Annotated in this window: 9 protein-coding genes and 1 pseudogene; 9 read left to right on the top strand and 1 reads right to left on the bottom strand. The window is 61.9% G+C overall.

Features of this window, described 5'->3' with window-relative positions:
• Nucleotides 1-367: 367 nt before the first annotated feature.
• Together EN853_RS30350 and EN853_RS30345 are read left to right on the top strand one after the other, a co-directional pair.
• Nucleotides 368-703: a helix-turn-helix transcriptional regulator gene (locus EN853_RS30350; RefSeq protein WP_127862686.1), complete on the top strand. Its 336-nt coding sequence runs from the start codon at nucleotides 368-370 to the stop codon at nucleotides 701-703.
• Nucleotides 696-1940: a HipA domain-containing protein gene (locus EN853_RS30345; protein WP_127862685.1), complete on the top strand. Its 1245-nt coding sequence runs from the start codon at nucleotides 696-698 to the stop codon at nucleotides 1938-1940. Before EN853_RS30350 ends, EN853_RS30345 begins: the two co-directional genes overlap by 8 nt.
• A 600-nt stretch (nucleotides 1941-2540) precedes the next feature.
• On the opposite strand, the gene EN853_RS30340 is transcribed toward EN853_RS30345, so the two are convergent.
• On the bottom strand, nucleotides 2541-4097 hold the full coding sequence (locus EN853_RS30340) for a Fic family protein (protein ID WP_127862684.1): 1557 nt from the start codon (nucleotides 4095-4097) through the stop codon (nucleotides 2541-2543).
• A 465-nt stretch (nucleotides 4098-4562) separates the two neighbouring features.
• Between EN853_RS30340 and trbB the strand changes: the two are divergent.
• The 7 genes and pseudogenes from trbB (at nucleotide 4563) to trbL (ending at nucleotide 11030) form a co-directional block, all read left to right on the top strand.
• Nucleotides 4563-5497: pseudogene (gene trbB / locus EN853_RS30335) on the top strand (P-type conjugative transfer ATPase TrbB).
• Nucleotides 5494-5820 (top strand): TrbC/VirB2 family protein, encoded by a 327-nt coding sequence (locus EN853_RS30330; protein WP_127862683.1) that lies wholly within the window; start codon nucleotides 5494-5496, stop codon nucleotides 5818-5820. Before trbB ends, EN853_RS30330 begins: the two are co-directional and overlap by 4 nt.
• Nucleotides 5821-6102, top strand: a complete 282-nt coding sequence (locus EN853_RS30325) for a VirB3 family type IV secretion system protein (protein WP_127862682.1) — start codon at nucleotides 5821-5823, stop codon at nucleotides 6100-6102.
• A 10-nt stretch (nucleotides 6103-6112) separates the two neighbouring features.
• Nucleotides 6113-8569 carry a conjugal transfer protein TrbE gene (gene trbE, locus EN853_RS30320; protein WP_127862681.1) on the top strand — a complete coding sequence of 819 codons (2457 nt, stop codon included), beginning with the start codon at nucleotides 6113-6115 and terminating at the stop codon, nucleotides 8567-8569.
• Nucleotides 8566-9324 carry a P-type conjugative transfer protein TrbJ gene (gene trbJ / locus EN853_RS30315; protein ID WP_127862680.1) on the top strand — a complete coding sequence of 253 codons (759 nt, stop codon included), beginning with the start codon at nucleotides 8566-8568 and terminating at the stop codon, nucleotides 9322-9324. The genes trbE and trbJ overlap by 4 nt, the downstream gene beginning before the upstream one ends.
• A gap of 11 nt (nucleotides 9325-9335) precedes the next feature.
• Nucleotides 9336-9659 (top strand): putative entry exclusion protein TrbK-alt, encoded by a 324-nt coding sequence (gene trbK-alt, locus EN853_RS30310; protein WP_127862679.1) that lies wholly within the window; start codon nucleotides 9336-9338, stop codon nucleotides 9657-9659.
• 3 nt (nucleotides 9660-9662) lie between these two features.
• Nucleotides 9663-11030, top strand: coding sequence for a P-type conjugative transfer protein TrbL (gene trbL / locus EN853_RS30305; protein WP_127862678.1), 1368 nt, complete (start codon nucleotides 9663-9665; stop codon nucleotides 11028-11030).

Raw genomic sequence — 11030 nt, 5'->3', positions numbered from 1 at the left:
GGCTTTCCTTCTGGGACTACCTCGGCGCCCGCCTCGAAATCACCAACGCCCCTCACGTCCCATACCTGCCCAACATCGTCAGCAGCCGCTCCGCAGCCTGACCGCCGCGACTTTTGCCCCTCTTACGTGGTCTGGTGATCTGCCAGAGAAGTCTCGCGTGTGATCTCGTAGGGTGGCGAACCTGAAGATGAGGGGCAGGAATAGCTTCCCGCGAGCACTGTGATAGCGGCACAGGCGTTGGAGGGATTTGCGAATGCCCTGATCTCACGTGAGCCTCCAGACGAGGTGAGAATGTGCACTGGCACATCTAGAAGAATTGTTATCTTCGTGCTACATTTTTAGCCGATATGTAGCGTGAAGGTGTCAAATGTCTACTCCTCACAATCCTCCGGCCGCTGTTAGGCGCGCCCTGCGCAAGCTAGGAGCAGATATCCACGATGCCCGCCGGCGTCGCAGGCTTCCGATGGCCGTCGTAGCGGAGCGCGCCTTCACCTCGCGCTCGACGCTACAACGGGTCGAAGCCGGCGACACCAGCGTTAGCGTCGGTATATACGCCGGCGTCCTTCAGGCACTCGGCCTGCTTGATGGTCTGAGTCAGGTTGCCGATATCGGCAGCGATAAGGTCGGCCAGGCACTGGCCAGCGCTGAACTACCCAAGCACGTTCACCTTAGGCGGTCAGGCGGCAAGTTCCGAGATGGCTGACTTCGAAGTCCACATCGATCTTGGCGGCCGCACGCGTCCCGTCGGGCTGGCGAGGACCAATCGCAACCGCGGCACGGAGACGATCCTCTTTGAGTATGACGATGCATGGCTCAAGGATTCGGATCGATTCTTCCTGGAGCCGGCTCTGGCGCTGACCCGCGGCGCCTTTGCTCCCCCTGCCGGGGCATCCATGTTCGGCTCCATCGGCGACTCCGCACCGGACACCTGGGGGCGACGCCTCATGCAGCGTTCTGAGCGTCGTTTGGCGGAACGCGAAAGACGTGCGGTTCGCACCCTTATGGAGAGCGATTACCTTCTCGGTGTCGCCGATGAGACGCGCCTTGGAGCTCTCCGCTTCCGAACAGTCGGTGCACATGTTTACCAGGCGCCGACCCATGACAGCGTCCCTGCCTTCATCGAGCTAGGGCGCCTCCTGGAAATTACCGAGCGAATCCTCCGGGACGAAGAGAGTGACGAGGACCTGCGACTGATCTTCGCGCCAGGCTCTTCTCTTGGTGGGGCCCGACCGAAGGCATCTGTCATCGATCAGCATGGTCGCCTGGCAATTGCCAAATTTCCCAAGGAGACCGACGACTACAGCATAGAAACCTGGGAGGAGATCGCGCTGCGTCTGGCAGGCCAAGCTGGCATCGCAACGCCGCATCACGAACTGATCAAGGTCGCGGGCAAGCCCGTCATGCTATCGAGACGTTTCGACCGCGACGACGGGTACCGTATCCCTTTCCTGTCCGCAATGGCGATGATGGGAGCCAGGGACGGCGAGCATGGCAGCTATCCCGAAATGGTCGACGCGCTCGCGCAACATGGCGCCCAGGGAAAAACCGACGCCCAGGCGCTTTATCGCCGTGTCGTCTTCAACGTGCTGATTTCCAATGTCGACGACCATCTGCGCAACCACGGCTTCCTTTGGCTGGGAAAGGCTGGCTGGTCGCTCTCGCCTGCCTACGATCTCAATCCGGTGCCGACCGATCTCAAGCCACGGGTTCTGACAACCAAAATCGACCTCGATGAAGGAACGTGTTCGCTCGATCTTTTGGAGGCTGCGTCCGAGTTCTTTGCGCTTACGCTGGATCAGGCGAGAACAATTATCAAGGAGGTCGCGACAGTGACTGCGACCTGGCGCGATACCGCCAAGGCGGTGGGCGCCCGACCGGCCGAGATCAGCCGTATGGCAAGCGCATTCGAACATGACGATCTCAAACGGGCGTTGCTCTAAAAGCGAACCCGCCGAATGTTGGCCGGGGAAATAGCTGTTACAAAACTAGGCAAGCGCAGCTCCTGCAGCGATTCCGGTGTGCTTCGACCATCCTGATCCGGGAGTTCCCTGCGCCATGTTCCCGGCCATCGCAACCAACCGCAGGACAGACCGCTTCGGATTTGAATCAAGCCAGACAGCCCTGATTGAACATCGGGAAATCGCGGAGCGACCCGCCCTGAAGCCGGAAGCGGTCACATATTGAAGAGCGGGTAGTTGTTCCCCGATAGGATGGAAGCACAGGCTCACGACTGGACGCCGGGCCCAAGTATCGAACGGAGAGCAACAATGAGCGAATATATAGGTCTTGACCTCAGGATGCCCATGGCACAGAAGCAGAACGTTTCCGACTACCCCACAGTTACCCCACAGAATCGCCGGAAACAAACGTGAACAAAGGCCGTTTGGCGTCACAAGAAATAGCGGAAATCCGGGCTTTTGCTGGCCAACCCGCTCGTTCGGGACGATGGGGTCGCAGGTTCTTGACGACAAGGGCATGCCGTCGCCGTCGGAACATGACCTATGTTCACGCAAGCTGCCATTTTCGGGGTGAATGATTGTCTAGCCGGTGGGCAAGGTCGCGGCTGTCTTCCCCGACATGTCTTGATCTACCAATTCACCGAGAAAGCGACTGAACGGCACAATGTCTTGGTGGACACTGGCCCGCTCAAGGGCGGCCATGTATCCAGCGCGGCGCTGCACGGGAATGATGGTCCAGGGATAGCCGCCCGTTGCCATCATGACGTTCATCAGGAACCGTCCCATGCGGCCGTTCCCGTCCATGTAGGGATGGATGTAGACAAAAATGAAATGGCCGAGGACCACTCGCACCCCCGGTTGCTCTTCCGCCTCGAGCATCTCGAAGAAGACGGGCATCGCATCTCGAACGGCATTGGGCGACAGTGGGGCATGCATGGAGTTGCGGATGAATACGCGATCGCTGCGGTAGCCAGCCAAGTCGCCGGGTTTCACGATACCGGCCGCAACGCTGGGAGCGAATAGCTCGCGGTACCATTGTCCATGATCGTCATCGACAACGCGGCCGGGATTTTCATTGGCTAGCACTGATCCAACGCTGCGCTTCACCGCTTCGAAGGCTTGGTAGTAACCACGCGCCGCGAGCGCGTCGCGATGTTCGCCATCTTGCGGGTCGCCGTCGGGGTTCCAGTTGCCGCTGCGGACCCGATCTATCAACTGCGGGCTGACCCGGTAGCCTTCGATGGAAAGCGAGTGATATGCATCCGTGACATAGATGTCATCAACGCGCCGAAGATAGCCAGCAACGTCGTTCGGGCGGCCGGGGGCCTCCGGGAAATTGTCGACGACGTCGCCGCGCATCTCCTGCCACATCAACCTGATCCGCCCGGCATAGGGTGAGGTCTCGCGGCGCGGGAGGGACAACTCAAGCCGTGTATCGAACGGATCGGTCTCACGAACCGTGTAACCGGCAGTCTGCATGCTGCGGATGATGTCATCTGCTATCCGTTCGCGACCAATGTTGCGAAATGCACCCGCCAGGCGACCAGCAATGGTGCTGTGACCCCCTTCAAGAAGTCGCGCGAGAATTTCCGATGCATCCGAGATCATCGTCAACGCCGTCCGCGCGTCGGTCGGCTTTTGCGAGAAGAAAGTGGGGGAGGCCTCGACAAGCGCCGCAGGCAAGGCGTAGAGGCGAAGGCCGTCGATCTCTGCGATGTCGCGGGCAGCCGGCATGCTGGCCCGGATGTCGAAAATCGATGTGCCGTGCAAAAGCGCGGTGGGTTTGTTGCCTCCGGTCGGGGATCGCACCAACAATTGTCCCGGCACCGTTCGATTGCCTGCATGAAAGGAGAGAGAAGGTTCGGGGGCAACGCACCAATCCTTGCCGAAGCGGTCATTCAGATAGTTGGCGCAAAAATCCCAGAACGAGGCGTACCAGCCCGTTGTTTCACCCTGACGCTGGTGGGGATTGGACGGCACGTACCAGCCTTTCATGACTTCCTGCAGGAAGCCGTTCTTCAGAAGCCGCTCGCGGTGGGTACGGGATAGTTCGGTTGAGCGGATAGCGACGATATGCCGATCCTGAAGCGCCTTGAGCGCGGCGAGCGCCTCGGCCAATTTCTCATGAGGCAGTGCCATATTGAGGTCCTCAGGTTTTCGTGCTGCGCAACTGTTAGGTTTTTACGTTGCGCTTTCATTAGGGAATCATGCTTCTCTATGATTAGGTTATTATGCTGCACAAAAATTAGGGTATTGTGCAATAGGCAACAGCGAACACCAGCATGGAGCCCCGCAAAGAGCTTGGCCAATCAGACGCCGCGATAGTCGATGATCAAGGTGGCTGAGCCGATTCCCCCTACCGTTCCTGCGACTCAAGTTCGATCTCGCAAGCGTCCTGGAACCGGAGGAAGGCAACGGCGGCGCCGCCGCCCGCCTGTATTTACACGCCACAGTACGACGGCAATGGAAACTTGTTGAACCGGCCAGATTTCTGGTTCTCTTAATCATCCCCGAGCGGGAACGGCCTGAGCTGTTCCCGACTGAAACGGGGACAGAAGCGTGGTTCCACACAACAATCCGGAAGGCCGCGCGCGCAGTTCGCGCATGCTGCGCACAGCGCTCGGGGTCGCCATAAGCCGGTTCCTGGACGACCCCACTGTCGTCGAAGTCATGCTGAACCCTGATGGCCGTATCTGGGTAGATCGTCTCACCAACGGTCTGGCCGAGACGCAAGAGATGCTGTCCGCCGCTGACGGCGAGCGCATTGTGCGCCTGGTAGCCCATCACGTCGGCGCGGAGGTGCATCCTCGCTCTCCGCGGGTCTCTGCTGAACTGCCAGAAACAGGCGAACGGTTCGAAGGTCTGCTGCCGCCCGTCGTTTCAGCACCTGCCTTCGCGATCCGCAAGCCCGCTGTCGCAGTCTTCACACTCGACGACTATGTCGCTGCGGGCATCATGACGATCGAGCAGGCGGCGACCTTGCGTGCCGCGGTCGCCAGCCGCGCCAACATCCTGGTCGCCGGCGGTACATCCACCGGCAAGACGACATTGACCAATGCCTTGCTCGCCGAATGGCAAGGAGTGCCGATCGCATCATCATCATCGAAGACACGCGCGAACTGCAATGCGCGGCGCCCAACCTTGTTGCCATGCGCACCAAGGATGGCGTCGCTACGCTTTCCGACCTGGTCCGCTCCTCGCTGCGACTGCGGCCAGACCGCATCCCCATCGGCGAGGTGCGCGGCGCCGAGGCCCTCGACCTCTTGAAGGCATGGGGCACCGGACATCCGGGCGGCATCGGCACCATTCATGCCGGCTCAGGCATTGGAGCACTACGCCGTCTCGAGCAGCTCATCCAGGAAGCCGTCGTCACCGTCCCACGCGCGCTGATTGCCGAGACCATCGATCTCGTTGCCGTGCTGTCAGGTCGCGGCCCCGCACGGCGGCTCACCGAACTCGCTCGCGTCCAAGGGATTGGACCCGATGGCGATTATCGCATCTCGCAGGCTACCCCAAACAACACAGGAGACGGTTCATGATCCGCACGCTTTCACGCCAGTACCTGGCTACTGCCGCCACAACGCTGATCGTCAGCGCCATTATCGTCCCTGGCGCCAATGCGGCCGGCTCGTCGATGCCGTGGGAGCAACCATTAGAGAAGATCCTTCAGTCGATCGAAGGCCCTGTCTCCAAGATCATCGCCGTGATCATCATCATCGTCACGGGGCTGACGCTTGCCTTTGGCGATACCTCCGGCGGGTTCAGGCGGCTGATCCAGATCGTCTTCGGCCTGTCGATCGCCTTCGCGGCGTCGAGCTTCTTCCTGTCGTTCTTTTCCTTCGGCGGCGGGGCATTGATCTGAATGGCGACCTCGCTCGAACACCTCGATATCGTGCCGGGGTTCACCGTCGCGGTCCACAGGGCGTTGACCGAGCACATCCTGCTCGGCGGCGCGCCGCGTTCCATCGCCATTTTGAACGGCACGCTGGCGGGTGCCGTGGGCCTTGGCCTGCGTCTTTGGCTGGTCGGCCTCATCATCTGGGTGCTTGGACACTTCACAGCGGTTTGGGCTGCAAAACGCGATCCGCTGTTCATGGAAGTCGGGCGCCGGCATCTGCGTATTCCTGCTCATCTGTCGGTTTGAGGACGCGGTGATGATGAACCTCGCTGAATTCCGCCGCACCGCCAGCCGCCTGGCCGACTACCTGCCCTGGGCTGCGCTCGTCGCGAAAGGGGTAGTGCTCAACAAGGATGGGAGCCTGCAGCGCACCGCGGCATTCCGGGGACCGGATCTCGATTCCGCCGTCGCGGCCGAACTGGTCGCAGTGGCTTCACGCATCAACAATGCCTTCCGCCGCCTCGGCTCGGGCTGGAGCATTTTCGTCGAGGCGCAGCGTCACGAGGCGGCGACCTATCCCGAGAGCCAGTTCCCCGATCCCGCCTCTCAACTGGTCGACGCCGAGCGCAAAGCCGACTTCGAGGAGGAAGGGGTTCATTTCGTATCGAGCTACTTCCTCACATTCCTCTACCTGCCCCCGCTCGACGATACCGCACGCGCCGAGAAGTGGCTTTACGAGGGCAGCGAACAGTCTGGCGTGGATGCCGAGGAGATCCTGCGCGCCTTTCTCGACCGCACCGAGCGCGTGCTCTCCCTGCTCGATGGCTTGATGCCGGAATGCCAGTGGCTCGATGACAGAGAGACGCTGACCTACCTGCACTCGACCGTATCGACCAAGCACCACCGCGTTCGCGTCCCGGAGACTCCGATCTATCTCGATGCGCTACTGGCCGACCTGCCACTGACCGGCGGGCTCGAGCCGCGCCTTGGCGACCAGCATCTTCGCGTGCTCACCATAATGGGCTTTCCGACTGCGACGACGCCAGGTCTGCTTGATGACCTGAACCGGCTCGCTTTTTCGTATCGATGGTCGACGCGGGCGATCCTGCTCGACAAGACCGATGCCGCGAAGCTTCTGACGAAGATCCGGCGGCAATGGTTCGCCAAGCGCAAGTCGATCGCAGCGATCCTGAAGGAGGTCATGACAAACGAGGCCTCCATGCTCGTGGACACGGACGCCGCCAATAAGTCGGCCGATGCAGACATGGCCCTGCAGGAACTCGGCGCTGACGTGTCGGGCATGGCCTTTGTCACCGCGACCATCACGGTCTGGGATATAGACCCGCGCGTGGCGCAGGAGAAACTGCGCCTCGTCGAGAAGGTCATCCAGGGTCGTGACTTCACGGCCATCATCGAAACCGTCAATGCCGTCGACGCATGGCTGGGTTCATTGCCCGGACATGCCTACGCCAATGTCCGCCAGCCGCCAATCTCGACACTCAATCTCGCCCACATGATCCCCCTTTCTGCCGTGTGGGCGGGGCCGGAACGGGACGAGCACCTCGGCAGTCCTCCCTTGCTATATGGCAAGACTGAGGGCTCGACCCCGTTCCGGTTGTCGCTGCATGTTGGTGATGTAGGCCACACTCTGATCGTCGGTCCCACCGGCGCGGGAAAATCCGTGCTGCTTGCGCTGATGGCCTTGCAGTTCCGTCGCTATGAACGCAGCCAGGTCTTCGCCTTCGACTTCGGCGGCTCGATCCGCGCCGCCGCACTTGCCATGGGCGGTGACTGGCACGATCTGGGCGGCGCGCTCACCGAAGGCATGACAGCCTCCGTCTCGCTCCAGCCGCTCGCACGCATACACGACACCTATGAGCGCGCCTGGGCGGCCGACTGGCTCCTTGCGATCCTTGCCCGCGAAGGCATCCCGATCACCCCGGATGCCAAGGAACATATCTGGACCGCGCTGACGTCGCTCGCCTCCGCACCGGTCGAGGAGCGCACCATCACGGGCTTGAGCGTGCTGCTTCAGTCGAACGACCTGAAGCAGGCCCTTCGCTCATATTGCGTCGGTGGTCCCTATGGCCGGCTCCTTGATGCCGAGGCTGAGCATCTAGGCGCTGCATCTGTTCTTGCATTCGAGATCGAAGGCCTGGTTGGCACCGGTGCCGCGCCCGCCGTCCTGTCCTACCTGTTCCATCGTGTTGGTGACCGGCTCGACGGGCGGCCGACCCTGCTCATCATCGACGAGGGCTGGCTGGCGCTCGATGATGAAGGCTTCGCGAGCCAGCTTCGCGAGTGGTTGAAGACGCTGCGCAAGAAGAACGCGAGCGTCGTCTTCGCCACTCAGTCGCTGTCCGACATCGACAACTCCAATATCGCGCCGGCGATCATCGAGAGCTGTCCGACCCGCCTTCTTCTGCCCAATGAGCGTGCGATCGAGCCGCAGATCACGGCGATCTATCAGCGCTTCGGTCTTAACGAGCGCCAGATCGAAATCCTGGCGCGCGCGACGCCTAAGCGCGACTACTACTGCCAGTCCCGGCGCGGCAACCGTCTCTTCGAGCTCGGCCTGTCCGAAGTTGGCCTCGCGCTTTGCGCCGCATCGTCGAAAACCGACCAGGCCCTGATCGCCAGTGTGGTCGCCGAGCACGGTCGCGACGGCTTCCTGGCTTCCTGGCTGCGCGCGCGAAACGTTGCCTGGGCCGTGGACCTCATTCCCAACCTGCCCACTCCCATCCCACCAGTTGAAGAGGAGCCCCAGTCATGACTAGCCTCAAGTCCCGTTCGCACATCCTTGTGCTCGCCGCGGCCATGCTCGCCCCGCCGCTCGCAGTTTCGTTCATCCCTGTTACGCCGGCGCACGCACTCATCGTGTTTGACCCGTCGAATTACGCGCAAAATGTGCTGACAGCGGCGAGGTCGCTCCAGCAGGTCACCAATCAGATCACCTCGCTTCAGAACGAAGCGCAGATCCTGATCAACCAGGCCCGCAATCTCGCGAGCCTGCCTTTTTCCTCGCTCCAGCAACTGCGCCAATCTGTGCAGAGAACGCAGCAGCTCCTCGGGCAGGCGCAAAACATCGCCTTCGACGTCCAGCAGGTCGACAAGATCTTTCAGCAACAATACGGCTCGGTTTCACTCTCCTCTTCCGACCAGCAGCTTGTCGCGGATGCCCGCTCGCGCTGGCAAAATACGGTTGGCGGCCTCCAGGACGCCATGCGCGTGCAGGCCGGCGTCGTCGGAAACATCGACACCAATCGCGTGCAAATGTCGGCGCTGGTCGGAGCCAGCCAATCGGCTACGGGCGCATTGCAGGCGACGCAGGCTGGCAACCAACTCCTAGCGCTTCAAGCCCAGCAACTTGCCGACCTCACTGCCGTCGTCGCTGCCAACGGTCGTGCCCAGGCGCTGACAGAAGCCGAACGTGCGGCTGCGGCGGAACAGGGGCGCGAGCAGCGCCGCCGCTTCCTCGCCCCCGGCTCCGGTTACCAGGTCGGGAATGCCTCAATGTTCAACCGCTGAGGATTACCACAGTGGATGGCAAGACCCTTGCTCGCATCATCGCCGTCATCTTCGTCGCTGTCGCAGTCACCGCGACAACTGTCGAGATGACCCGCAAGCAGGACAAGCCGGGCGCCGCAGTGCTCGAGGCGCCGGCAACCTCGCACGGCCCGCTCAGCGAGGGTCTTCGCCGCTGCCAGGTGCTCGGCGAGGGAGCTTTGCGCGACAGCGCCTGTCTGCGCCTATGGACCGAGCAGCGCGACCGGTTCCTTGGTTCCAAAGCGCCATTTGTGAGCTCGACTGGAGAGCCGGCCACCCCGCCGTCGCCGGATGCGAGCTCGAGGGGGGCTCGATAGGCGATGGGCAGCACCGGCATTATCGATCAATTCCTCGGCACGTTCACGCGTTACATAGACAGCGGCTTCGGCTTGCTCGGCGGCGAAGTCGCGTTCGTCGCCACCACTTTAATCGTCATTGACGTGACGCTCGCGGCGCTCTTCTGGAGTTGGGGCGCCGATGACGACATCCTCGCGCGGCTCGTCAGGAAGACGCTGTTCGTTGGCGTCTTCGCCTACCTGATTTCCAACTGGAACAGTCTTGCCCGGATCGTCTTCGAAAGCTTCTCCGGCCTCGGCCTCAAGGCAAGCGGCACCGGCTTTTCAGTGCAGGACCTGCTCCGGCCTGGCAGGATCGCGCAAACCGGGCTCGATGCGGGACGACCGTTACTTGAGGCCATCTCGGGTCTGATGGGCTATGTGTCCTTCTTCGAAAACTTCATTCAGATCGCTTGCCTGCTTTTCGCCTGGGCGCTTGTCCTGCTTGCCTTCTTCATCCTGGCCGTGCAGCTCTTCGTCACGCTGATCGAATTCAAGCTGTCGACGCTGGCTGGCTTCGTCCTGATCCCCTTCGGCCTCTTCGGCAAGACCGCCTTCATGGCCGAACGCGTGCTCGGCAATGTTATCTCGTCGGGCATCAAGGTCCTTGTCCTTGCTGTCGTCATCGGCATCGGCTCGACGCTGTTCGGCGAGTTCACTCAAGGCTTCGGTGGCGAGAATCCTACCATCGATCAAGCGATGGCGATCGTGCTGGCGGCATTGTCGCTGCTTGGTCTCGGCATATTCGGCCCTGGCATTGCCAATGGTCTGGTCTCCGGCGGACCGCAGCTTGGCGCCGGCGCCGCGATTGGCACGGGCCTCGCCGCTGGCGGCACAGTGCTCGTCGCGGGCGGCGCCGTGGGCCTTGCGACGCGAGGAGGAGCCACCGCCTTCTCCGGAGCGGCACGGAGCGGTTCATTTCTCGCGGGAGGTGCTTCTGCCGCTTATGCCCTCGGGTCGGCCGGCCAGACCGGCGCCGGTGGCGTCGCCTCCGGTCTAAGTGGCGTCGCAGGCGCTGCTATGTCCGGCACGGCCTCGCCACTCAAGCGTGCTGCAGCGCGCGCCAGTCAATCAATGAAGTCGAGCTTTGCGTCCGGCGTCAATTCCGCCGTCGAAGCGACCGGTGGTTCATTGACACCAGGGACGGTCGGAGACGCGGCCGAGCCTGCCAACGATCCATCGTCTGGTCGCGCTGGCCAAGCCAGCAGCGCAGCGCAAGGCCCGCCTGACTGGGCCAAACGCATGCAGCGATCCCAGCGCCTCTCCCACGGCGTCCAGACCGCTGCCCACGCCGTGCGCTCCGGCGAGGCGCACGGCAGCGGAACCTCCGTTTCTCTCTCGGAAGGCAAATGA

This window comes from Mesorhizobium sp. M1C.F.Ca.ET.210.01.1.1 (assembly GCF_004791585.1).
In the GTDB taxonomy this organism is placed as follows: Bacteria; Pseudomonadota; Alphaproteobacteria; order Rhizobiales; family Rhizobiaceae; genus Mesorhizobium.
The sequence above is the reverse complement of the archived record's forward strand: the minus strand, read 5'-3'. Positions and strand labels throughout refer to the sequence as shown.

Excerpts from the sequence above, each read along its gene's own strand:
- EN853_RS30350 (WP_127862686.1), top strand. The coding sequence starts at position 368 with ATGTCTACTCCTCACAATCCTCCGGCCGCTGTTAGGCGCGCCCTGCGC.
- EN853_RS30345 (WP_127862685.1), top strand. The coding sequence starts at position 696 with ATGGCTGACTTCGAAGTCCACATCGATCTTGGCGGCCGCACGCGTCCC.
- EN853_RS30340 (WP_127862684.1), bottom strand. The coding sequence starts at position 4,097 with ATGGCACTGCCTCATGAGAAATTGGCCGAGGCGCTCGCCGCGCTCAAG.
- EN853_RS30330 (WP_127862683.1), top strand. The coding sequence starts at position 5,494 with ATGATCCGCACGCTTTCACGCCAGTACCTGGCTACTGCCGCCACAACG.
- EN853_RS30325 (WP_127862682.1), top strand. The coding sequence starts at position 5,821 with ATGGCGACCTCGCTCGAACACCTCGATATCGTGCCGGGGTTCACCGTC.
- trbE (WP_127862681.1), top strand. The coding sequence starts at position 6,113 with ATGATGAACCTCGCTGAATTCCGCCGCACCGCCAGCCGCCTGGCCGAC.
- trbJ (WP_127862680.1), top strand. The coding sequence starts at position 8,566 with ATGACTAGCCTCAAGTCCCGTTCGCACATCCTTGTGCTCGCCGCGGCC.
- trbL (WP_127862678.1), top strand. The coding sequence starts at position 9,663 with ATGGGCAGCACCGGCATTATCGATCAATTCCTCGGCACGTTCACGCGT.